This is a genomic window from Nostoc sp. C052 (assembly GCF_013393905.1).
Classification (GTDB): domain Bacteria; phylum Cyanobacteriota; class Cyanobacteriia; order Cyanobacteriales; family Nostocaceae; genus Nostoc.
The window spans coordinates 875,443-900,096 of record NZ_CP040272.1 but is presented as its reverse complement, the minus strand read 5'-3'; the positions used below and the strand labels follow the sequence as shown (position 1 = coordinate 900,096).

Annotated in this window: 18 protein-coding genes and 3 pseudogenes; 11 read left to right on the top strand and 10 right to left on the bottom strand. The window is 39.5% G+C overall.

All coding sequences use genetic code 11. The features are described 5' to 3' along the window. The first annotated feature begins 102 nt into the window (after nt 1-102). Genes phnD (FD723_RS03775) through FD723_RS03765 form a run of 3 tightly spaced genes read left to right on the top strand, consistent with a single transcriptional unit; the run spans nt 103 to nt 3,725 of the window. Complete coding sequence (phnD, locus tag FD723_RS03775; protein WP_179064150.1) at nt 103-1,161, top strand: phosphate/phosphite/phosphonate ABC transporter substrate-binding protein; 1,059 nt, start codon at nt 103-105, stop codon at nt 1,159-1,161. Next, nucleotides 1,158-2,921: a sensor histidine kinase gene (locus FD723_RS03770; protein ID WP_179064149.1), complete on the top strand. Its 1,764-nt coding sequence runs from the start codon at nt 1,158-1,160 to the stop codon at nt 2,919-2,921. The genes phnD (FD723_RS03775) and FD723_RS03770 overlap by 4 nt, the downstream gene beginning before the upstream one ends. Before the next feature lie 21 nt (nt 2,922-2,942). Then, on the top strand, nt 2,943-3,725 hold the full coding sequence (locus tag FD723_RS03765) for an FHA domain-containing protein (RefSeq protein ID WP_179064148.1): 783 nt from the start codon (nt 2,943-2,945) through the stop codon (nt 3,723-3,725). A 54-nt stretch (nt 3,726-3,779) separates the two neighbouring features. On the opposite strand, the gene FD723_RS03760 is transcribed toward FD723_RS03765, so the two are convergent. Together FD723_RS03760 and FD723_RS03755 are read right to left on the bottom strand one after the other, a co-directional pair. Then, the gene (locus FD723_RS03760) at nt 3,780-5,951 is read right to left on the bottom strand and encodes a DEAD/DEAH box helicase (RefSeq protein WP_179064147.1); all 2,172 of its coding nucleotides are present in this window, start codon (nt 5,949-5,951) and stop codon (nt 3,780-3,782) included. 467 nt (nt 5,952-6,418) lie between these two features. Further along, nucleotides 6,419-7,249: a lectin ESA-2 gene (locus FD723_RS03755; RefSeq protein ID WP_179064146.1), complete on the bottom strand. Its 831-nt coding sequence runs from the start codon at nt 7,247-7,249 to the stop codon at nt 6,419-6,421. A gap of 448 nt (nt 7,250-7,697) precedes the next feature. Between FD723_RS03755 and FD723_RS03750 the strand changes: the two genes are divergently transcribed. Further along, entirely contained in the window at nt 7,698-8,129 is a 432-nt protein-coding gene (locus tag FD723_RS03750) for a DoxX family protein (RefSeq protein WP_179064145.1), read from the top strand. A 29-nt stretch (nt 8,130-8,158) separates the two neighbouring features. Beyond that, nucleotides 8,159-8,746 carry a DUF2808 domain-containing protein gene (locus FD723_RS03745; protein ID WP_179064144.1) on the top strand — a complete coding sequence of 196 codons (588 nt, stop codon included), beginning with the start codon at nt 8,159-8,161 and terminating at the stop codon, nt 8,744-8,746. Between the two features lie 605 nt (nt 8,747-9,351). Here FD723_RS03745 and FD723_RS03740 read toward each other — a convergent pair. Next, nucleotides 9,352-10,806 (bottom strand): WD40 repeat domain-containing protein, encoded by a 1,455-nt coding sequence (locus FD723_RS03740; protein ID WP_218651787.1) that lies wholly within the window; start codon nt 10,804-10,806, stop codon nt 9,352-9,354. A gap of 6 nt (nt 10,807-10,812) precedes the next feature. Here FD723_RS03740 and FD723_RS03735 point away from each other — a divergent pair. Next, nucleotides 10,813-10,911 (top strand): annotated as a pseudogene (locus FD723_RS03735) (IS701 family transposase); the annotation flags it as partial. A gap of 1 nt (nt 10,912) precedes the next feature. Here FD723_RS03735 and FD723_RS42435 read toward each other — a convergent pair. The 5 genes and pseudogenes from FD723_RS42435 to FD723_RS03715 form a co-directional block, all read right to left on the bottom strand. After that, nucleotides 10,913-11,071 (bottom strand): annotated as a pseudogene (locus FD723_RS42435) (IS630 transposase-related protein); the annotation flags it as partial. Between the two features lie 252 nt (nt 11,072-11,323). After that, nucleotides 11,324-12,543: pseudogene (locus FD723_RS03730) on the bottom strand (ISL3 family transposase). 422 nt (nt 12,544-12,965) lie between these two features. Continuing rightward, complete coding sequence (locus FD723_RS03725) at nt 12,966-14,405, bottom strand: response regulator (protein ID WP_179064143.1); 1,440 nt, start codon at nt 14,403-14,405, stop codon at nt 12,966-12,968. Beyond that, nucleotides 14,402-17,131 carry a response regulator gene (locus FD723_RS03720; RefSeq protein ID WP_179064142.1) on the bottom strand — a complete coding sequence of 910 codons (2,730 nt, stop codon included), beginning with the start codon at nt 17,129-17,131 and terminating at the stop codon, nt 14,402-14,404. The genes FD723_RS03725 and FD723_RS03720 overlap by 4 nt, the downstream gene beginning before the upstream one ends. Before the next feature lie 13 nt (nt 17,132-17,144). Next, nucleotides 17,145-18,107 (bottom strand): phosphate/phosphite/phosphonate ABC transporter substrate-binding protein, encoded by a 963-nt coding sequence (locus FD723_RS03715; protein ID WP_179064141.1) that lies wholly within the window; start codon nt 18,105-18,107, stop codon nt 17,145-17,147. Nucleotides 18,108-18,596: 489 nt separating this feature from the next. Between FD723_RS03715 and FD723_RS03710 the strand changes: the two genes are divergently transcribed. The 5 genes from FD723_RS03710 (at nt 18,597) to FD723_RS03690 (ending at nt 23,038) form a co-directional block, all read left to right on the top strand. Next, nucleotides 18,597-19,223, top strand: coding sequence for a class I SAM-dependent methyltransferase (locus tag FD723_RS03710; protein ID WP_179064140.1), 627 nt, complete (start codon nt 18,597-18,599; stop codon nt 19,221-19,223). Nucleotides 19,224-19,288: 65 nt separating this feature from the next. Then, the gene (gene phnC / locus FD723_RS03705; protein ID WP_179064139.1) at nt 19,289-20,062 is read left to right on the top strand and encodes a phosphonate ABC transporter ATP-binding protein; all 774 of its coding nucleotides are present in this window, start codon (nt 19,289-19,291) and stop codon (nt 20,060-20,062) included. Between the two features lie 47 nt (nt 20,063-20,109). Further along, nucleotides 20,110-21,045: a phosphate/phosphite/phosphonate ABC transporter substrate-binding protein gene (gene phnD, locus FD723_RS03700; RefSeq protein ID WP_179064138.1), complete on the top strand. Its 936-nt coding sequence runs from the start codon at nt 20,110-20,112 to the stop codon at nt 21,043-21,045. Between the two features lie 177 nt (nt 21,046-21,222). Then, a complete protein-coding gene (gene phnE / locus FD723_RS03695) occupies nt 21,223-22,035 on the top strand; it encodes a phosphonate ABC transporter, permease protein PhnE (protein WP_179064137.1) in 813 nt (270 codons plus the stop codon). A gap of 10 nt (nt 22,036-22,045) precedes the next feature. Next, a complete protein-coding gene (locus FD723_RS03690) occupies nt 22,046-23,038 on the top strand; it encodes a phosphonate dehydrogenase (protein WP_179064136.1) in 993 nt (330 codons plus the stop codon). Between the two features lie 18 nt (nt 23,039-23,056). On the opposite strand, the gene FD723_RS03685 is transcribed toward FD723_RS03690, so the two are convergent. Both FD723_RS03685 and FD723_RS03680 read right to left on the bottom strand, forming a co-directional pair. Further along, nucleotides 23,057-23,287: a hypothetical protein gene (locus FD723_RS03685; protein WP_179064135.1), complete on the bottom strand. Its 231-nt coding sequence runs from the start codon at nt 23,285-23,287 to the stop codon at nt 23,057-23,059. Nucleotides 23,288-23,444: 157 nt separating this feature from the next. Further along, complete coding sequence (locus FD723_RS03680; RefSeq protein ID WP_179064134.1) at nt 23,445-24,317, bottom strand: alkaline phosphatase family protein; 873 nt, start codon at nt 24,315-24,317, stop codon at nt 23,445-23,447. Nucleotides 24,318-24,654 lie beyond the last annotated feature (337 nt).

The window sequence follows — 24,654 nt, the reverse complement described above, 5'->3', positions numbered from 1 at the left end:
TTGCGGCTTACTATAAACTACAAAATCCTTGATTTCTCCTAGCCTTGACTTCCAGTCATTCAGTACTCTGAGATCAACTATCTATAACTTAAATTTAATTTTATGAACAAGTGCTTAGTAGCACCGTGGCTCTTTACTAGATATCGCTTATTCAGTAAAAGTAGAGTTTTGATTGTAGCGATAATTATAGCGTTACTAAGTACAGGCTGTACTGGAAAAGCATCTCAGAAAAATCAGCCTGTTGTGGATAGTGTCTCAAGTCAACAGAACTTACCAACTTTAAGAATTGGGGTGCTACTTACACAAAGCCAGACAGAGCAAGAACGGATGATTAAACCCCTAAAAGAATACCTAGAGCTATCCCTTGGACAAAAGGTTGATACTGAGTCGCAATCAAAGATAATAGGGGGACAAGGGAGACACAAAAAATCAGATATTGAAAAAGTGCAGGGTGCGATCGCCAGTTCAGTAGATTTTCAGATTGCTAAAGACTATGAGCAAATCATTGACTGGCTATTACAGGATAAGCTGGATATGGCTTATTTAGGGCCTATGAGCTATCTTGAGGCAGTAGACAGGGGTGCTAAAGTCGAACCATTGGTTGCTCCCATTGATAAACATACGGGACAACCCTGGTATCGTGCGTGTATCATTGTCAAAAAAGATAGTCTCATCAAAACCTTAAAAGACCTCAAAGGTAAACGTATTGCCTTTGTAGACAAATTATCAACCTCTGGGTATTTGATGCCGCTGGTAACGTTCAAAAAACTAGGAATTGATTATGATCGGGATTTTGCTCAAGTCCTCTATGCTGGTAGTCATAGCAACAGTATGACTGCATTAGAAGATGGCATTGTTGATGCCGCAGCAACTAATATTTCATCCTACTTGAAACGGCAAAAAAGTGGCAATCTAACATCTCAAAACTCCAGAATTCTGTGGGAATCTGCCCCCATACCCAATTCTCCAATAGTAGTTTCTAAAAAACTATCACCTGAGTTAATCCAACGGCTAAAACAGGCTTTTGTTAGTAGCCCAGAAGGTCTTGAGGATATTTTAGGAACTGAGTCAGCCGGCTACACCCTTGTTACTCCTTCAGATTATGCTCCTATCGAGCAACTCCGAAAATATCTCAACTTAATTTCTGTTCCGGTAAAATGAAAATCTCGACAAAGTTTTTTACAGGTTCAGTTGTGTCTGTCGGACTGATAATAGCTATTCTCGTTGGTAATACTGTAGCTGTGCAACAAATAAAGCAGACTATCCGTGAGAAAAGTAATCAAACTACCGAAACTCTCAAAGTTGCTCTAACTGCGGAAAATGCCTTAAAATCTGAAATTATTGAACTCAAAGATGTTGTCTTACTTAAGAGTCAAGACGCAGGAATGGTCAAATCTTCAAAACAGTTTTTAGACTGCCTTGATAAGTTAGAAACCTTGATGCCAAATTCTACAGAAATCTCGGTTATTCGCCGCCGTCACCAATTTCTCAGCCAGTTATCAAGTCAACTAACTAATTGGAATTCTAAGGATACTTCTTTAGCAGATTCCCAGCAATACTTTAGAGCCATCAATTCTTTTGATAGAGATATTGAATTATTCCTCAGTCAGGTGATTCAACATGCTAATCAGCAGCATCTTCTGGTTGAAGACGAATTAGAAAACCTATATCAAATACAGAGAATTATCTCTTTTGCCGTTGTGCAAGTAATTATAATTCTATTTGTTGTTAAATTTATAGTGATTTGGCGTCCAACAATTAAGTCTTTGCAAAAATTACAATTAGGAACAGCAGAAATTGCCGCCGGAAACCTAGATTACCGTCTAGATATTCACACAGGGGATGAAGTAGAAGACCTTGCTAAGTCATTTAACTACATGTCATCGAAGTTAGCTGAATCTCGTCAAACCCTGATGAAGAACACTGAATTAACCCAAATGAATCAACGCCTAGAGTTAGAAGTTTCTGAACGCAAACAGGCAGAATCAGAACTCCAGAAAGCCTTACAAGAACTCCAAAGCACTCAAGCCCAATTGATTCAAACTGAGAAAATGTCTAGTTTGGGTCAGCTTGTAGCTGGGGTTGCACACGAAATTAATAACCCCGTTAACTTCATTTCTGGTAATATCGTCCATGCCAGTGAATACACTCAACAACTGCTAGAACTAGTACGTCTCTATCAAGAAGAGTTCCCAAATTCGGGACAAGAGATTCAGGAAAAAATAGAAGAAATTGACTTGGAATTTATGCTAGATGATTTACCAAAAATTCTCAATTCAATGACTATTGGATCTAAACGAATTCAGCAGATAGTCTTATCTTTACGCACCTTCTCTCATCTGGATGAAGCAGACATGAAAGAGGTTGATATTCACGAAGGTATTGATAGTACACTGCTGATTTTGCAGAATCGATTGAAAGCCAAGCCAGAGCATCCCAAAATTGAAATTATCAAAGAATATGGTGAGTTACCTCTGGTAGAATGTTATGCAGGACAGTTAAATCAAGTGTTTATGAACGTAATTAATAATGCGATCGATGCTCTTGATATGTGCAATCTTCAATGTTCTCTGCAAGAGATTGAGAGCAATCCTAGTAAGATTATAATTAGTACTAAACTGATTAGTGACAATCGAGTAGTCGTGAGAATTGCAGATAATGGGCCAGGTATGACCCAAGAAGTGAAAAAGAAACTATTTGATCCATTTTTTACTACTAAGCCTGTGGGTCAGGGAACGGGATTAGGCTTATCGATTAGCTATCAGATTGTGGTGCAAAAACACTCTGGAATACTGAGGTGCGAATCAGAACTAGGTAAAGGAACCGAGTTTTGGATTGAGATTCCTTTATATCAGGTAGGGGAATCGGTGAGTTATAACAAATTTAAATTGCCTACTGATTTGCAAGAGTCAAAAGTCTAGAGAAATTATTGACTAAAAACTATGCAAAATTTAACTACATCTAACATTATAGGACTGAATTTAGAGCTTTTTCATGTCCAAACTAACACTGCTTTTGAGTTACCACCAAATACTGCGGTGTTTCATATTGGTAAAGCCAACGACCAAATCCCGCCAGATATTGATGTTTCTAACTTGCCAGATGCAGATGTAGTTTCTCGCATTCATGCACAGATTCAAATTCATCTAAATAATTATTTTATTGAAGATTTAGGGAGTTCTAATGGCACATTTGTCAACAACACTAGATTAGAACCTAGAACACCTTATAAAATAAATTTAGGAGACAGAATAGACCTTGGTCAAGGAGAAAAGGTCACATTTATATTTCAAGATAAGATCCAACATCAACAAAATCTTCTTTCTCCTGCAAATTCTACAAAAATGCAGGCTCAAATTGCTCTTAACAGCAAACAACCTCTGGTGAATCAGAAAACCAAGTATATAGGCTTTGCCTTGATGGTTGCAGGCATCATCATTCTAACTGCAAATATTCATGTTGGTATATTTTTTGGTATTCCTGGTTTATTGCTATGTATTTCCGGTATTTTTGTACTTTGTCAGCAGCGAATCAACCCTAACTTAGGATGGATTTTGATAGCGGTAGGAATTGTAGTCATAGCTTTTACTGGTAATGTATTTGCGTCAGTTAATCTTTTAGTTGTTGTGGCATCATCTGCTTTATTTTTCGCCGGATATCAACTTTTGAATACTGGAAAAATCTTAAATTATGATTTGCGATCGCTCTACGGATTAATTAAATAATTCGTAATGACGCTCTTATGTTGCTAGCGCAGCGGTAGCGAACTGTATTGGAGCTTATTCTCTCCACAGTGTCACTTGCTGTTTAAGTTCGCTCATATCCAAATAATCGTTAGCAAAAGCTTTCCATAAAAGTGGATGAGGAATAAAAACATCATATTTTTGAAGTTCTGGTGCTTCTGAAGTACTAACTAAATCTTCTGAAGTAATTCTTTGTTCACACAAGGAAGCAATTTCACGATAAAGATATTTAAGTTTATCCTTGCCTAATTTAAGTGTCAAATAATAGGGATTTACTCCGCCTATACTTGTGATTTCCAACGATTCCCTACAGTATGAATTGAGTAATCTTTCTAAGGTGCGATAAGCAATCGTACCCATCCAAGGAAAAATGCAGCATTTACCTTTTTCTAGTTGTAAAATATTGTGCTTGTCTAATCCAACCTGCTGCACCAAGTGACGAACTTGATGTAAACGTTGTAAAGCATTTTTTTGCAAATAACTATACTCAACATTCTCAAATAAAACTTGCTGCATTCGCTGTAAAACTTTGGTATGAATATTACCACCACCGCCACGCCAATAAATACTAGCTTTACCCTCAGCTTGTTTAACAAAAATAGCCTTCTTCTTAAAGTCAACTTCTACAACTTCCCAAGTTCTGCCAGCTAAAGCAAATTGATTGCCAACAGGAAGCGGTGTGACAATACTGCCGATTTCTGTTGTATCTTGCTTAACAATATATTCTTGTTGTTCAGCAAATACAGCATAAAACTGAAATTTTCTTACTACCTTTTCTCCTGCCAAACCCAGGATTAATTTACCTTTTTCAGTATGCTGAATATGACCAATATCAATTAAGTAGCGTAGTAATATTTGTAAATCTTCTTTGGAAATTGCAGTAAAGGGCGGCAGACTAAAAATTTGTTTAGCTAGGGCATTAGCTGAAATTTCACCTGCTGCTGTTAAAATACTCATTGTTTGGTGATAAAGCAAACTCAAAGGATATTTTATTGGTCTAATTGGTTCAATCCATTGTTCCTCTAAATAAAGTTGAATTATCGCAATACACTGTAAAAGTTGCCAGGGAATTTGTTCTGGTAGAGAAGCTTCTGCTAATGGCTTCTCTTCAGCGCAGACAAAGCGCATATCAGCAGCTTCACCTCTTCTACCACTGCGTCCCAAGCGCTGTAAAAAGCTAGCTACCGACAAGGGTGATTCTAACTGAATTACTCGCTCTAAATGACCGATATCTATACCTAATTCTAGAGTCAGAGTGGCGGCGGTAACAGCTGGATTGTTAGGTTCACGCATAGCATTTTCAGCAGCTTGCCGCAAACTAGCAGAGATACTCCCATGATGCACATGATATATATCTGGTAGTCCTTGTTTTGTGGCAATTTTTCGCAAAGATGCAATTACAGATTCGGTACGTGTGCGATTATTAGCAAATATTAGACATTTGCGAGACTTGCTGAGGTTGAAAATATATTGTTCATCAGCTGTTACCTCTTCATCTACTTCATCAGTAATATAAAAATGTTCTACAGCTAGTTTTATTTGGCGTTTTATACCATCAATTTTTGGTGTAATTACTGGCTTATCTGTTCCTGATCGCAACCACTCTTCAGCTATTGAATAATCTCCAAGAGTTGCCGATAAACCAATACGCCGTGGTTGTGTTTGTGTCAACTTTGCTAAACGTTGTAATTGGCAAATGATTTGACAACCGCGTTCTGAACCCATAAAGGCATGAATTTCATCAATGATGACAAATCTTAAATCACCAAATAAGCGAAGTAGGTCGTTATTTTTATTAATTAACAAACTTTCTAGAGATTCTGGGGTAATTTGGAGAATGCCTTGAGGATTCTTTAAAAGTTTGTTTTTTCTAGTTTGGGAAACATCGCCGTGCCAGTGCCAAACTGGAATATCTGCTTCTTTGAGTAAGTCGTTGAGACGCTCAAATTGATCGTTAATTAAAGCTTTGATTGGACTAATATATAATGCGCCAATTGTGGTAGAACGGTTGGCATGTAATAGAGTCAAAACTGGTAGAAAGGCTGCTTCTGTTTTACCAGCAGCAGTTGCAGCAGTAACTAGCAAGTGAGCATCAGTGTCAAATATAATTTGACAAGCGGCAATTTGAACTGGACGTAATTCAGTCCACTGGTGATGATAAATATATTCTTGGATGAAGGGTGCAAGTCGGTTAAAGGCATCACTCATATTTTTGATGGATAAAAGTTTTAGTAAGAACTACTCCTTGGTATTTCAGAATCCTCGAATCATGGATCAACGAGTTCCATTACTCTACCGCTATCTGCTGTTCTACAACTGTTTGACTTCAGTTATCCAACCGTGATGTAGATAGGACTTAGTTCAATACTTGTCGGGTTTTGAGGAAAAGGGGAAAGAAAAAACCTTTAACCTTTACCCTTTAAGCTTTTCCCCAAACCTAATTCCAAGTTGAAAATACAAAACCCCAGCAGTATTGGGACTTAATTGCTTTCGATCGCTACCCTACCCTACAATTTTTGCTGTCGAGATTCAACGACAAGAGCATTCCTGGGAGAAGTTCTACCCACTATGTGATATATGCAAAATATCCCCCTCCACCAAACAGTGGGGAGGGGGTTAGGGTTGGGGTTATTGTAGCTCACTTAACTGAGAGCCAGTATAGCGCGATCGCCTTTTTAGATTTGATGCGATCGGAAGCCGATAGGGCCCTCACCAGAATATGTCGTGGTTCCAGTTAGGGTCTTCCCACCATCATTAGATGTGACGTTGAGCGCCACTACATTCTGTTCCACGCGAGCGCCGATTAGCCAAGTCCCACCAGGATTCCACGGCGCTGTATTACCACCCCACTGATTTTCTACTGTATAGTTGTTGCTGCCGACAATGTTACCTTTAAAGCCGATGGGGCCTTCACCAGAGTATGTGATAGTGCCAGTCAAGGTTTTACCACCGTCACTGGATGTAATATCGATCGCAACAACATTTTGATTTGCGCGTGAGCCAAGTACCCAAGTACCACCAGGATTCCAAGGAGCAGATGAACCTCCCCATTGGTTTTCCACAGTATAGACACGGCCATCAACAGCAGCACTCTTAAAACCGATGGGGCCTTCACCAGAATATGTGATAGTTCCAGTCAGGGTTTTACCGCCGTCGCTGGATGTAATATCAATCGCAACAACATTTTGATTTCCCCGAGAGCCAAGTACCCAAGTCCCGCCGGGATTCCACGGAGCAGATGAACCTCCCCACTGGTTTTCTACGTTGTAGTTGTCGCTCCCAGTTAAGGTAGCCTTAAAACCGATGGGGCCTTCACCAGAATATGTTGTGGTTCCAGTAAGTGTCTTGCCGTTGTCAGTGGATGAAACTTTGAGTTGGACAATGCGCTGATCTGCTCTAGCTCCAATTACCCATACTCCACCAGGATTCCACGGAGCAGAAGCACCACCCCACTGATTTTGTACATTGTATAGACTATTAGTATTGGTTGTTGTTGTAGTTGTCATTGTTTTCCTCCAAACTTTTGATCGTTTAGTCAAAGCAAACCTATCGCAATGCGATTTGATTGCGGAAAAAATACACACAATTAACAATACTTTCGCCAATTTACAAGGCTTGACATAGAACAAACCCAAGATTTTAAACGCTCCTTTTTGCCATCTAACAAAAAATTCAGTCAAGAAATTTTTGTTCTGTATGGTTTTGTAGAAGTAGTTTTAATTCTTATGTACGTCAGAGTGCAGGTTCTACGTTTTGCCTCATAATCAAGCAAACGCTTGGCGAAAGTGTTGTTAAGCAGCAAATAACAAGCCTATATGCTGTTGTTATTATACTAATACGATCATAGTTAAAATTACAAGGACAGTTAAGACAGTTAAGAACATTTTTATTGCAGATTAACATCCATCAATCAAGCTGAGGTAGTAAGGGCAAGTATATAATGAGGCAAAAACCATGAATAAGTATAAGGAAATATTACGTGTCATCCTTGCTATATCCATCATTGTGGTTGGAGTGACACACTTTGTGATTCCAGAACCTTATGTCAAAATTATGCCACCCCAACTTCCTTACCCTTTAGGATTAGTTTATCTCAGTGGCTTTTATGAAATTTTGGGTGGTATTGGGTTATTAGTTCCGCCTGTAAGTCAAGCTGCCGCATGGGGACTTATTGCTCTTTTTATTGCGGTTTTCCCTGCCAATATCAATATGGCGGTTAATCACATTCAGCTAGAACATATACCAAACTCCCCTTGGGTACACGTAGTTAGACTTCCCTTTCAAGCTGTTTTAATTGCTTGGGCTTGGTGGTATACAAAATCTTCAGTTGGGGAAAAACAAGCTTCAATCATTCCTAAATCATTGATTCCTAAGGAACTAGAATGAGAATAAGTGCGTTTTTTTATATCTGAATCATGCGCGTTGCAACTTTGTTTGGAATAACACTCTCGTTAGCAATAGGCATTGGAGAAGTTACGCTTCCGATGACTCAAGCTGTGCAGCTTAGAGATGGCTTAGTCTATTTTGTCCAACCGCCAAAACTTGTTAACGCGACAACTACTTACAAAGAGGTGAATGTTTGGGGCGCAACTTACTATTTCACTATCAATGTGCCAGAGAATGCTGGAGAATCTCTCCAGAAGGTAACGATCGCACAAAAAGAGGGGTCAGAAAACATCCGCTACAATCTTGATGATACCCGTGCATTTATCGGAACACGCGATGCCTGCGGCGGGCTATGCCTACGCAAAGAAACGCAACTGAAGCTAGGCTCAGTTACAAACGACCGCAACACACGCACGGTTTCTGTAAACTTTGACCCGCCTGTAACTCCAGGACAGACAATTACCATCGCTCTCCGTCCTGTAAGTAATCCGAGCTTTTCTGGTGTCTACTTATTGGGTGTCACAGCATTCCCTGTGGGTGAAAAATCTCACGGTCAATTTCTTGGCTTTGGACGGTTTCAGTTTTACAGCAATGGTAGAGGCTGGTGGTTTCCATAGAGGGAATATGGGATAGGGAATGAGAAATATTTTCTACAAGTACGGCGTTGGGAATGGGTGTGGAAATATTTGTGAGATGTGTGGAGAAGTTTTTGAATTAATTGAGTAGGTGTAAATTAGATGTTTTTTTACCCTGTTTAATTTAACGTGAGTTCGACGGTTAGAAAAAGGCAAAAAGCTTGCTAGATATGAAGTGCGAGAAACTGGGTACTAAAGAGCGATGCCTGCGGCGGGCTTCGCCTACGCTAAGATTAATTGAGAATTAGCCAAAAAATCACAAAAAAATGCCGAGACTAAAAATATCTAAGAAAAATAAGGGTCTCGGCTATGTCTACCATTGTATCTCGCCTTGATATCACGCAAATCTTCTGGGATGTGGATGATTTCTGCAATCAGTGGCAAAGCTTATCATTTTTCTAACAAGGATTGCTATCAAAACAGATGTTTACTGCAAGTAATCATCGACCTAGCTGGATGCCTAAGTCAGGAAGTCACCCTCCTGACTTAGGCATCCAGCTAGATTTACGGATATTCGCAACTTCCACTCAATACGTTTCATGAGTTATTAGATGAGATCGAACACAAGAGCAGTTGCTGAGATCACCTTAATGCTCAATTGCCCCTAATGCTTTTAGGGTAGACTTTTGAGCTACTGTCAACCCGGTCGCACCCTGAATATTCATGCCTTCATACAAGCGATCGGCTCTCAGCGTTTTGAGACACTCACCTGTTGTCGGATTCCACAACTTAATGGTTTCATCCTGACTACCGCTGACCAAAAGTGCATCTGAACCGGATGGCAGGCTAACGTCGATCGGACTAAACTGAACCGAACAGACCCGACTGGTGTGCCCTTGCAGTACGTTTTGGCAGGTGTCGTCTCGGACATCCCACAGCCGAATCGTTTGGTCGTCACTGCCACTGGCTAGGAAACAACCATTAGGGCTGAAGGCAACGCAGCGAACTCCATTGGTATGGTCGTTTAACTTTGTCAGACACCTTCCGTCTCGCACATCCCACCATCGAACTGAGCCGTCCATGCTACTCGTCGCTAGAGTCTGACCATCGGGGCTGTTCGCATCGCGTTGCGGAGCAAAGGCGATCGTCCAAACTCGATGAGAATGACCCCGCAGTGTGTTGAGACAAGTTCCAGGGCGATGGCTAGAATCACTTGCCATATCTAGGTTTGCAGAATTGGAATGCTCAAGACCGGGGATCTGCACATCCCACAACCGAATCAGCCAGTCATGGCTGCAACTGGCGAGCGTTTTTCCATCGGGACTGAAGGTGACCGCCCAGATCCAGCCCGCATGTCCCTGCACTGTCAAAACCGGTTGACCATTGACCACGCGCCACAGGTAAATCTTACCGTCCAAATCGCCGATCGCCAGCAGACTACCATCTGGATTGAAACTGACTGACATGACGCTACTTAAGGTCTCTGCAAACACAGATGTGGTTAGATCAGCATTGCGAAAATTGATACCCGCCAAGTTGACCTGCCGCAAGTCGGCTTGCCATACAGCTAGCTCCGACAAATCACAGCCTCGTAAATTGCTTTGCAAATGCACCAGCAGATTGAGGAGATTACCAGCAAGATAATTGGGCTGAGGTGCTTGCTTTTGCTGTTCCAACAGGTTTTTTAATTGCTGTTCAAGGCTTTGTGACTTGCCAAACTGAAGCTGCAATTGTTCAGCGGTCGGCTCTACAATCAATCGTTTTTGCATCTCTCGCACGTAGTCTTTTGCCTGGGCTTTGATCAGGGCATGGCTTTTGAGACGCTTTGGTGATTGGCTGGCAATTTCCCAAAAGATGCACTGCACGAGTTGGTCGGTGGCATACTCCATCACAACGGGCTGGAGAAAAAACCGCTCACCCTCCTTTTCAATCAGCGATCGCCGCAATAACGACTGCATTGCATCAGGTAGTCTGCGCCTAGCAGCCTGAGTTACCAAATCCTGGTTCAACTTGGAAAGCGAGACAGGTTCCCGATTAATCGCTAACTCAAACAGCATTTCCTGCTCAATCTCACTCAGGCGATCAAACTGGTGCTGGAGCAAGTCGCGACTTTATATTACAGCGATATTAATGGTAACTCAGTACCAATAAACTACAGAATATATGACAAAAAGGAGGGAAAAACAAAAAACGATTATTTGAGAGAATGGGTTTGACATCTCCCGTTTCGGCTTTGCGCTGACACCACAAGTTAATTGTGTTGCGACTAATATTGAACAGAAGGCTTGCCTCACACTTCTTGAGACTGTCCAACTCTATCGCTTGCATTACCTTTTGCCGGAAATCATCACTATAGGGTTTAGCCATTTAAATGGGCTAGATGCTATGTAGGAACTCTTATAGTTTACGTCCTAATCTTGATGGCTATAGCTATAACTCAAAAGTTTGACGGCTTACTCCAGCCATGCGCTTAAATTTTCTCGCAGTCAGGTGTTTAGCTTTCTCTATTTTCACTGCTCCTCAAAGTCCTAATCGCAAATTACCAAATTTTCTATTATACCACAAAACACTTTTGCAAGAGTTCTATTGCGGATAATATTAATGGTTCTTCGGTTATTTTTATGGAGAATTAATAGTAAAATGCCAATTTAATAAACTGCGTAATCGAAAATTGCTAAAGTTACGAAAGCCATATCCTAGTCTTTTAATTAACTTGAGTTTATTATTAACTCCTTCTACAAAACCACTTGTAGTTCTCCCGTCAAAATAGCCGACTATTTCACCAAACCATCTAACTATTGTACCTATACTTTTGGGGAAATATGAAAGTGCATCATGCATCCAATCTAATAATTTAATTACGCTGTCTCCCCAAGACTTAGTTGATTCAAATATCTCTCTAAACTCTTCTTTTAGTTGATGCATTTTTGCCAATATTGGTGAAACATCTTGGGCAGATTTTAATTTTTCTTTTGGCTTTTCGTTGAAAGAATCTTCATTTTCAATGAAGCTATATTTGCTTTTATTTAATCCCTCTAATATTCGATCTCTTTCTAATTTATTTTCTAAGGACATTGCTGTTTTCTTTTCGGTTTTACGCATAGTATCTAATTCATTATTTACTTGTTTCATCACATGAAATCTGTCAGCAGTTACATTAGCATTAGGCATTAACTCTTCCACTAAACTTTTATAAGGTAACCAGAGATCAATGCTCACTTCTGCGATTTGTTCAAGCACATCAACTTCCCATTTTACAAGGACTTCCCTGATTTCTTCTATTCGTCGTGAGTTCACTAGTTCAATTGGTTTATGAGTATCTAAATCTACTAATACTACTAAATAGTTTCCTTGTCCTTTAAATAAAGCAATTTCATCTATACTAACCTTTTTAGATGAATTAAATTTATGTTTAATATTTGCGATACTTGTCCTTTTAGCATCGATTCGACTTCTTCATCACTTAAATCATTTCTTTCGGCGACGCTATGAATATTGCTATTTAATACTTGTTGAACTATGTCCATCGCTAATCTTTTAGTATATCCTTTACTCTTATCTACAAAATTTAATTTTTCACTAAATACTTTTTGACATTTATTACACTTGAATTGACGACGATTTATTTTTAGTAGCACTGGTTTTTCACTCCAAGATAAATCATGAATCATCCGCCAATGATTTTGATGTATACTGTGAGTAATCTTTCCATAGCATGGACAATCATAATAGTTAACAGCTTTTTCTATTGTTATAATTATTTCTTCCCCTTCAATTTGTTGAAAATCTAACACTTTCATCTCTGGAAGATTCAGTATTTGGTCTACGGGAAATTTCATACAGCACTTCCGGCAGCTATGAGGTACATCCTAAAGGCTGAAAGCGATGATAGGAGAGAGACAAGGAGAAAACTATATTGCATAATAGCCGGAAGCGCTGTAATGCTCACCAAAAACTTTTTAATTTTATAAATATAATTATAATACTCTCACTATTTAAACATATCTAAAGACTTGTAAAGCTTTGCAGGGTAGCAGTTTTAGGCTAAAATAATTTAAAAATATAGCCATTAAATTTTAATTAATTTAATTTATTCCATAAAAGAAGCCGAAGAACCGTAAGTTTTTCTGAGATAGTCACGTGAAGGTAATTTTTGATAACATACCGATGCTTTAGTGCCAGTGCTTTAAATTCCTTCATCGCCTCGTCAGAAGAACCGCATTTTGACGTTGATTAGACTGTTTTGTAACTGCGTAGTTATTTATGCTTTTTGACTTAGTAAAGGAATTTCAATACAAAATTCTGTCCCTTGCCTCGGCTCAGATACAAAAGAGAGAGTCCCACCATGTTTCTCCTCAATAATTTGCCGACTTATAGATAAACCCAACCCTGTACCCTTTCCTATCGATTTGGTAGTAAACATTGGTTCAGATAACCGTTGTTTGACTTCTTCTGTCATACCGATGCCATTATCAGCAATTTTAATTACTACAACTGAACTTTGTTGATGTAGAGTAGTGCGAATCGTGATTTTTCCGTTATCTTCTACCGATAACAAATTAACGTCATTTGCTGCAATTTGGGGAAGGTTTGCAACATAGTTGCTCTTAGTTAGCAATGACTCCTCTATAGCGTCTATTGCATTAGCAAGGAGATTCATGAAAACTTGATTCAGTGGACCTGGGAAACATTCTACAGATGGCAAAGTTCCATAATCTTTAATAATCTGAATTTCGGAACGTTCTGAGTTAGCTTTTAAGCGATATTGTAAAATCAATAGTGTGCTGTCAATACCTTCATGAATATCTATAAGTTGTACTGCTGAATCATCCCGACGTGAAAAATGCCTAAGAGAATGAATCATCTGTGCTAGGCGCTTTGTTCCTTTGTACATAGACGACATAATTTGCGGAGAATCTTGCATTAAAAAATCAATATCAATCTCATCTATTTTTTGCTGAATTTCTACTTCAGGATTGGGATAATATTTTTGATAAAGTTGAAACAGCTCAATAAAATTTTGGGTGTATTCAGAGGCATGATTAAGATTTCCTAAAATGAAGTTGACTGGATTGTTAATTTCATGGGCAATTCCAGCGACCAACTCACCAAGGGTAGACATCTTTTCTTGTTGTACCAGACGAACTTGAGCTTGCTGAAAATTATCAAGTGCTTGAGATAGTTGCAAAGTACGTTCTTCTACCCTTTGCTCTAACTCTTGAGTCAGCTTTTGTAACTTGGTTTCGACTGCAAGACGGTCGGCTATTTCTTGTTTAAGTTGCTGATTATGACTTTGGAGTTGCTTAGTTAGATTACGAATTTTTAGATGTGTCTTGATACGAGCCAGTACTTCTTCATGCTCAAACGGTTTAGTAATGTAATCTACTGCTCCCAAACTCAAACCCTTTACTTTATCGACAGTTTCAGAGAGAGCTGTCATAAAAATTATGGGGATATCACAGGTTACAGGATTTGACTTTAAACGGTGACAGGCTGTAAATCCGTCAATTCCAGGCATCATTACATCTAAAAGTATGATATCAGGACAAGCGTATTCAGCTTGAGCGATCGCTCCTTCACCATTCACAGCAATCAATATCTCCCACCCTGTATCCATTAATGTTTCAGATAGTACTTCCAAATTATTGGGATTATCATCCACAATCAAAATTACCCCTGTCTCCATAACAGGTATATTCATTGTTGTTCTCCTCGATATGGTTGGATAAATTCCCTAATTTTTTCAATTTGAAAGCTTTTAGCAAGTTTCTCTAATTGTTCGGCAAATAGTATAAACTTCTCATCCAAAACTTTCAATTTTTGGGCTTGCTCTCGAATGCCTTTGATATTACCTCTCATCGCCAACTCAAATATTTTCTCGATTTCTTCAGGTGGTGGAGAAATTAAGCAAGTGTCTGATAGCGAGGAATCAGCAGAGGTAACTTTTAGATTTTGGGTTTCGTTGACTTCTTCTTGACTCTGGGGCAAATCATAAATCCACTCCAATTTTAAGTGCTTCTGTAACTTCTGGAACAATTCATCGGCTTGCACTGGTTTAGGCAGAAAATCGTTGCCACCAGCCTCTAAACTCTCATACTGATCAGATTCAAATACACTCGCAGATGAAACAATGATTGGTAAATCATCAAATGGCAACATACGCAAGTTACGGATCATTTCTAAGCCATTCATGACTGGCATTGACAAGTCAGTGATAATTAAATCAGGTTTTAACTTGACTGCTTTATCTAAGCCGTCTTGACCATTAGTTGCCTCCGTTATTTGAAAACCAATATCACTTAATAAATTGACAATAATAGAACGGTTTTCCCCATTATCATCTACGAGCAAAATTTTCCGTTTATTGCTAGTAATCCCAACAATTATGCTTTCAGGAGTTACGACAGAACTATTTTGGTTATGGATAGTGCTTAGTGTCCCATTTCCAGATTTTTCTGGTACAGTTTCATAAACCCATTCAATTTGTAAATATTTTTCTAACTTCTGAATTAAATCATCAGCATGTACAGGTTTAGGTAGAAAATCGTCTGCACCAACTCCTAAACTTTTGTGTTGGTCAGATTCAAACACGCTAGCAGATGAAACTATGATGGTCAACTCCTGAAACTCATCTTGCTGGCGGAGGCGACGTGTTAATTCAAAACCATCCATGACAGGCATTGTCAGGTCTGTTATGATTAAGTCCGGCAAAAATTGCATAGCTTTATCTAAACCTTCCTGACCGTCACTTGCTTCTATAATTTCAAATCCAATCTCCTCTAATAGATTTCTAACAACAGAACGGTTTTCCCACTTATCATCCACAATTAGGATTCTCCTCTTTCCAGTGGCAATTCCGATAATTTTGCCAGCAGGCAGCACTCTACCTGATTGCATCCAATCCACTGATTCTTGTAAATTCAAGTCAATCCAAAAAGTGCTGCCCTGACCTATTTCACTTTTTACTTGGATTGTACTATCCATTAATTGCACAATTCGCTGACTAATAGCTAAACCTAACCCAGTACCTTCTGATTGCTTTTTAATCTCTCCAACTTGCTCAAATGGTAAAAATATTTTCTCAGCCTGTTCTTGACTCATACCGATTCCCGTATCGATAATTTGAAATCGAATTCTATGAATTGGTTTTTGGTTACTTTCATTGACTAATAATTGGTCTACAAAGCTAATAGTAAATCTTACTCCTCCTTTCTCGGTAAATTTAATGGCATTACCTAGTAGATTAATTAATACTTGTCGCAATCGTTTTTCATCTGCCCAAATGCCAATAGGTAGTTCTGAAGTTGGTTGATAAATGAATGAAATGCCTTTTTGTTCAGCACGAATACGACAAATTTCTACTACACTCTGTAGAAACGCCGGAAAATGAAAGTCACTTTTGTAAAGTTCCATTCTCTGGGCTTCTATTTTGGATAAATCTAGAATGTCGTTAATTAATGTTAATAGGTGTGAACCGCATTGGTGAATAATTCTTAAGCCGTCTTGCTGTTTATCAGTTAAAGTTTTATCTCGTTGGAGAATTTGAGCATAACCCAGGATACCGTTAAGAGGAGTTCGCAATTCGTGGCTCATGTTAGCTAAGAACTCACTTTTGGCACGATTTGCCGTATCGGCAAGCTCTTTTTTTAACTCTAGGGAGCGATAGGACTCAGCTAGAGTTCCTGCCATTCGGTTAAAAGCTTCTGCGAGTTCTTGGATTTCGTCTTCGGTTTGAATATTCAGTCGGTATTCTAGATTGCCATCTCCAATTTTTGCTGCTCCCTGTTGGAGCTTTTGAATTGAGCGAATTACTGGTAAAAGGATTAGTAATAACTGACCCACAAAAACTAGCAGAATGGACAACAGCAGAATTTGTCTGGCAAGTTGAGTAGTCTGTTTAAAGTTATTAAATTCTTGCTTTGCGAAGCTATCCTGTTGCTGAAGCTTTTGAGTTAATAATTTTAAGTAAAGTTCAATATCGCGAGAAAAAGCGTTGATTACTCGAAAATCTTGTTGGGATTCAGCTAATTCTAAGGGCTTATCTGTGTTAGATTGATTAGTTAATTCGATTATTAGATTAGCAAGCAAGCTATGGCGATCGCTAATCTTGACTAACTCTGAATTTAGCTCTGGCTTTAAATTTTTTAACTCAGCCAGATTTTTAGTGAATCCAGATAGAGCTTCCTGGTATTTCACCAGATTGGAAGCATCGCGTTTGAGCAAGATCATGTCCTTAAGCGCGGCTACTTCATTATTCAAAGAGAGATTTATTTGCAGGATGGTCGTCAAAGCCTGAGTAGTTTTTGCCTGGGTATCCTGTGATTTTTGTTCTGCTTGCCTGATGAAGAGGTCGCCTCCAATTTGGGTAGAGGCAACCAATCCCAGAACGATCGCAGATGAGCCAATACATTTGGTCGTTATCCGCATATCTTGATTAGCCTCATTTGCTGGAAACTCGTTTTTGTAACTCTCTAACGATGTCGTAATCTCCGTCTTGCACCAAAGTGTAGCCAACTCCAATACCGCCTGTAGGGTCTACAAGACCTGCCGGAGCGTCAATCAATGCTTTTTTTAAGTTATCTTTCAATTCAACGGAGGCTTTACTAGACGCAACAAGAGGCACGCTAGGAAGCGGGACAGATTCCCAGATAATTATGTATTTTTTGGGGTCAATCTTTCCTTCATTGACTTGATCGGTATAAGAGCGGCGATCATCTGCGATCGCATCTACTTCCCCATTGACTAAAGCTTGTTTTGCTTTATCATGGCTGCCAGCGAAGATTACCGAGCTAAAGTCTCGTTCAGGATTAATATTTATTTCCTGAAAATGAGCTGTTGGTACAACATATCCAGATGTCGATAACTTGGTGACGAAAGCAAATCGCTTACCCTTCAAATCCTTGAGGGTTTTGATGCCACTTGCCTTGCTGACAATAATTACAGCTGTGTACCAAGGTCGCTTTGTTTCTTTATTAATCTGAGCAACCAATGGCTCAATCTTGGGATCGCGGCGATGAGCTTCGATGTAACTGGTGGGTGCAAGATAGGCAATATCTACCTTTTTTTGGACTAATAAATCAATTGCTGTTTCGTAGTCCTTAGTAATTTCAAATTTAAAGGGTCGTTTTAGTGCCTTAGACAAATAGTCAGACAAAGGTTGGAGTTTCTTTTCTTGTTCGGCTGAAACCTGCCAGGGAATCACCGCCATTGTAATGGTTGCTTGTTCTTCTCCGGTGGTCGTGCTAGCAGGCGACTGAGCAGTGTTTGGCTGAGTTGCAGATGAACTTTCACGAGTTGGAGTACAGGCCATGCCAAATATGGCGATCGCTAATACTGAGGTAAAAAAAGCAGTCTTTCTACCAAGAATATTGGTTACAACTTCACAAAAAAGTTGTTGGTGCATGGTTTTTATCCTTTTGGAGCCTGTTCTCTTCAGAGAGGTTTCACATTTATTAATCCCAAAATGATGTACATTCTCTCAACTTGATAAGTAAATAGCCATTATGAATTGTATAGAGCAGAACACATGAAAGAGGGATTGGGGATTATAGACTAGTATTTTTACTCAGTGCTGGCTAAACATTCCGCAGCATTCAGTACCCAAATTAAATTAGCGATCGCTCAGTGTTTTTCATACTACTGGCAAATAGAGAAGTGTTATGCGATTCTGTTGGAAAATCATTTTAATTCCTTTCCTCTGAAGGCGTTAATTATTCTTACCATCTCAAAACAAACGTAAAGTCAAGATTGCTGAATTTTGGCTTCTGAATTCTTCTTCAGTGAAATTGAGATTGCCTAATAGGAATTACTTTTGTTAAGGTAATGCAATGTATATTACAATACAATTCTTAAAAAGATCAGCCAATTTGAAACCCTGATTACAGAAACCAGTATGAGCGAAACCACAGTTCGCAAACAGTACAACCAATTAGCTGCCGTTTACGATCTACGCTGGAGACATTATATAGTTAACACACTGTCTTTCCTTAAAACCTGGGTAGAAATATCACCAACAGATACTGTACTTGATATTGCGTGTGGTACTGGTGAGTTTGAACGTTTACTACTAGCTGAGTATTCATCGCAACAAATTGTCGGTATAGACATTTCAGAGGAAATGCTGGCGATCGCTAAACTCAAATGTAGTGCTTATCCTCAAGTATCATTTCAGATGGCAAGTGCATCAAGGTTGCCATTTGACAGCAATATTTTTGATGTGATTGTGTCTGCTAATTCGTTTCATTACTTTGATGAGCCACTTGCTGCATTAAAAGAGATGAGACGTGTTTTGAAGCCTGATGGTAAAGTAGTTATTTTAGATTGGTGTAAAGATTATTTAATTTGTAAAATATTTGATTTAGTACTTAAGATTTTTGATCCGGCTCATAAGCAGTGTTATACCCAAAATGAATTTCACCGCTTTCTTCAAGATGAAAATTTTGTGGTCTGTCGTGCAACCAAAATTCGCTTTGGTGTTGTGTGGGGATTGATGATAGCTACAGCAAAACTCAAAACTTAAACAAAATTTTTACAAAAAAATTACCACAAAATTTGGCATTTTGTCCCTAAAATGATTAGTAAAGTATGATTCAACTTGATGGTCTAAGTATGACTTATAAAGGCGGAGTAATAGGGATTAAACCTATTTCTCTGAGCTTTATAAAAGGGCAATTTACTGTTATTTTGGGAGCATCTGGTTCTGGTAAATCAACTTTACTGCGTTGTCTTAACTATCTTAATCGCCCCACAACTGGTACTGTGATAGTTGAAGGATTTGGAAATCTACATAACCGTAAGGTGTTGTATGAACATCGTAAGCGCACAGGAATGATTTTTCAGCAGCATCAACTTATTAGTCGGCAAACGGCTCTTGGAAATGTATTAGTGGGTCGTTTAGCTTACCATTCAACACTCCGAAGTTTCTTTCCTTTGCCCAAAGCAGATCAGTATATTGCTTTAGAATGTTTAGATCGGGTTGGACTTTTGCATAAAGCTCTAACACGAGTGGATGCTCTTAGCGGAGGTCAACAGCAACGGGTTGGTATCGCACGCGCCTTAGCACAAAAACCACAATTGATTTTGGCTGATGAGCCTGTTGCTAGTCTCGATCCTACTAGCGCTCACAAAGTCCTCTCATTTCTGCGCCAGACTTGTCAAGAAGATGGAATTTCCGCAATTCTCAGTCTGCACCAGATTGATCTCGCGAGAATTTACGCGGATCGAATTATTGGGTTATCCCAGGGAACGGTTGTCTTAGATGGTAAGCCAGCAGATATCAGTGCCTACGAATTAAAGCAACTTTATAGTGACAAAAATAGTCCTTATGATGAAGGCTTTCAGGAAACTATTAATTCCTAATGGCTAAATTTACTGTACTGTTTTTATATTAATTTAGGATAACCTCAATGACTGTTTTACTAAACAAGCGATCGCTTGTCTCAATGACACTTATCATGGCTACCTTAATCGGTTGTCAAAGTCCTAGCAACCAATCTGCAAATAAGCAATCAGGTTCTGGCAATAGTCCAGCAGTCGCATCAGATTCGGCTGACCCTCAAACCTTGAAAGTAGCTTTATTGCCTGATGAATCCCCTTCTACTGTAATTAAAAATAATGAAGGATTTAAAAAGTATCTTGAGACAAAGCTACAAAAACATATTGAACTTGTCGTTACAACTGATTACTCCTCAATGATTGAGGCAGCAAGTAACAAGCGTGTTGATTTAGCTTATTTTGGGCCACTGTCTTACGTTTTGGCGAAAACAAAGAGTGATATTGAGCCATTTGCAGCTTTGAAGAAAAACGGTAAAACTACTTATCAGTCTGTAATCGTTGCTAACACAGCTAGCGGTGTCAAGTCACTGGCAGAAGTCAAGGGTAAAACGGTAGCCTTTGGAGACCAAGCGTCTACTTCCAGTCATTTGATTCCTAAATCAATGCTGGCAAATAGCGGATTGCAACCCGGCGGAAAAGACTATCAAGAGGCGTTCACAGGTTCACATGATGCTGTAGCATTGGCAGTTCAAAATGGTAATGCTCAAGTTGGTGGCTTGAGTAAACCCATCTTTGAATCTTTAATTGAACGCAAAGTAATTGATTCTAGTAAAGTCAAGGTGATTGCAGAATCGAAAGAGTATCCTGAATATCCCTGGACAATGCGTTCTGATTTAGCACCGCCACTAAAAGAAAAAATTCGTGCAACCTTTTTTGCACTGAAAGATAAAGAGGTTCTTAAACCCTTCAAAGCTGATGGTTTTGGAGCCGCAAAAGATAAAGATTATGATAGCATCAGAGACTTAGCAAAAATACTTAATCTTGATATCGCCAAGTTGCAAAAGTAATTTATAAGAAGAATTCAGAACTCAGGAATCAGAATTCAGTATTCAGTATGAATTCTGTTTTTACTTAGTACTCTGCTATAAATAGTTTTCTTGATTAAAACTCTATCACTTTATGAGTAGAGTATTCTGAATTCTGACTCCTGACCTCCTGATATTTTGAATTTGGAGCGAAGCAACGTGACACTTCCTAATCCTAAACCAGCTTTTGATCGGCTACTGAAACAACAACGGCGGCAATGGTATCGAACGATAGTAACCTGGGCGATCGCACTTTTGGCTATAGCTATATGTTGCTTTCTGGTTGGACTTTGGGACGAGAAACGCCTTTTTGATGGGATTCCCAGTATCTTAAACTTGCTGCATCAAATGCTGCCTCCAGATTTTAGTGATGCCCGAAACTGGGTCAAACCTTTATTTGATACGCTGGCTATGAGTGTTGCAGGCACAGCGATCGCTATTGTTTTCTCGATGCCTCTATCTTTATTAGCAGCTCAGAATACAACTCCCCATCCGTTGTTATTTCAAGTTTCACGGCTGATTCTCAACGGCTTGCGCTCTGTGCCAGAGCTAATTATGGGTATTATCTTTGTGGCAGCCGTTGGCTTTGGGGCATTACCCGGAACCTTGGCAGTGGGATTTCACTCCATTGGCATGGTCGGCAAATTCTTTGCAGAATATATCGAACTGGTCAACGAAGAACCCTTAGAAGCAGCAAGAGCTGCTGGAGCTAACAAGGTGCAAGTAATCTATCACGGAATTTTGCCGCAGGTATTACCACAAATGATGGATCTGACCCTTTATCGATGGGAATATAACTTTCGCGCCTCCACAGTTATGGGAGCAGTCGGGGCTGGTGGCATTGGGTTTGAGCTAATTGGCGCACTTCGCCTGATCAATTATCGGGAAGTTTCAGCAGTGTTGCTAGTAATTTTGCTTATGGTAATTCTGGTTGATGGTTTTAGTAGTTATCTTAGAAAACGTTTAGTTTAGGAGTTTGCTGATGAAACCCAAAGTTGTAATTACCCACTGGGTTCACCCGGAAATTATTACAAACTTAAGTGAGCATTGTGAGGTAGTTGCAAATCCAACTAGAGATACTTTACCGCGTGAAGAAATTCTCAAGTTGGCGCAGGACGCTGAAGCTTTGATGGTTTTTATGCCAGATCGAATCGATGAGGCGTTTCTGAAAGCTTGTCCAAAATTGAAGATTATCGCCGGAGCATTGAAAGGTTACGATAACTTTGATGTTGATGCTTGTACTCGTCAAGGTATTTGGTTCACCATCGTCCCTAGCTTATTAGCTGTACCAACGGCTGAGTTGACCATTGGATTGATTATCGGGTTAGCCCGCCAGATGTTACCAGGCGATCGCTTGATTCGTCAAGGCACGTTTGCAGGTTGGCGACCGCATCTATACGGTATGGGATTAGCAAACCGAACACTGGGAATCGTTGGTATGGGCAGTCTAGGACAAGCTCTCGCTCAAAGGCTTTCCAGTTTTGAAATGAACTTGATTTACACCGATGCAATACCTTTATCTAAGGAAAAAGCAGCAGCTTGGTGTTTGTCACAGGTTTCTCTAGATACGCTATTGGCAACCAGTGATTTTGTTGTGCTGATGGTTCCTCTACAACCAGAAACGTTTCATCTGATAAATGAAACATCTTTAGCACGTATGAAACCAGGGAGTTTCTTAATCAATCCCTGTCGCGGCTCAGTAGTTGATGAACAAGCGGTGAGTGATGCTTTAGCCTCTGGACATTTAGCAGGTTATGCAGCTGATGTCTTTGAACTAGAAGATTGGGCCCGTAGCGATCGCCCATCAAAAATTCCTCCATCTTTGTTAGAGAAACAAGACCAAACCTTTTTTACTCCCCATTTAGGATCTGCGGTGGATGATTTACGATATGACATAGCTATAGAAGCATCTCAAAATATTTTACAAGCCTTACAAGGTGATTGTCCTCAAGGAGCAATCAATTGTCCAAGTTAAAAGTAAATTGGAGAATCCTTAAGCAATAAAGACTACCAATCCTCTCTCCAGAGAAACCAAATCCAAAAGATTCACCGCAATGTTATAGACATCTTGCAAAAGTAACAAATGCCAAGATGTTGGGGTGCATGTTTGCATGTTAAAGGGGAAGGGAAAATTCCATACCTTTCCCCATCGTTCAATCGCCAGTCGAGCATAATATTTAACCCGCTCCCACCAAGAGTCACTGAGTTCTGCCTCTGTGTCCATACCCCCCAATTATTATCTCCATCTTCATTACTGGAGTTTAGACTAAATGGCAGGCTGTCAAAGAAAAAATAGAGGGTGTGCTTGAACACCTGGGGGATTGATTGCGATCGCATACACTCATCTAGTCTGAAATTTTAAACAAGGGCAAAAAAGTTACTTATTGCCAGGAATCAGTAATTGGGGTTGCATTAGTGGCATTATTCAATCCAGGTAATCCATAGCTTGCTTCAATCGTGCGTAACACATTGTAGTGATTGATATTCTCACTATATTGTCTCGTTATAACGTGAGCGCCATAAAAGATAGTTGCAATCCGATTGCTGGTTGTGCCATTATCTTCATCAAAGGTAACTATCAGCAAGCTGTTGTGAGTTTTAGCCCACTGTGCATAGGCATCCAGATTATTTTTCAGCCAGGTATCACCTTGTTGAATCGTGCCATTGTGCATATCATCTAGTTGGTTAGGAACAACAACGGAGACAGTAGGCAGATTGGCAAAATTCGCAGACGAAGGAAAACTTGTAAACGGTTGATTTACAGAACTAGCAACATTAGTGAAATCAACCCAAGGGTTGTGTTTACGATAGTAACCATTAGACCCGCCGGAGTTACAACCTGTATAACCAACACTAGGCAGACTCTCCGAATAACCTGTAAAAGTCTTGCCAATGCCCAATAACTGAGTAGCCAGATTAGCTCCGCTAAATGTTAATGGACAATTATCGTTTGTCACACCTTGTGTAGAACCACTAAACAAGGCTAAGTAGTTGGGTTGGCTTGGGTGTGTCACACCGTGGGAATTTGTGAAGAGAGCGCCTTGCGTTGCTAGTGAATTGATATATGGAGCGCTACTCGAACCGATAATTTGTGAATACCCGTGGTTTTCTTCAATGACGAGGACGATGTGATCGAAAGTTGGCACTGTGGCTGCTAACGCTGATTGGCTGCTTATAGCGACGCTCGTTAATACTGCTAATCCATTACTAATTCCGGCAATCAATTGCCAAGGATATCTAATTGTTCTCAACATATATGTATGCTCATTTTCTCTAATTTATCAACAGACAATTAGCCCCTTTTTAAGTAAGAAGCTAATAAGTTACTTTACCCGTTTTGAATTGTTATTAATCTCAGTTCTTTTTCGGAAGCAGAGTAACCACTGTAAACTACATTGTTAAATTTAAGATGAAATTAAATTAGCATTAATTCTGAGATTTAATTTATCTAGTTGAAAAGGAAATATTTTAGGTCAAATTCCCTTATTCTAGTTTCTCTTATGCTGTTTTGTCCATTCACTAGGGGGGATACTTGACGAATCTTCCCATACTCCTAAGTGTTTATTGAACTTAATATAGTAACTGCCCTAT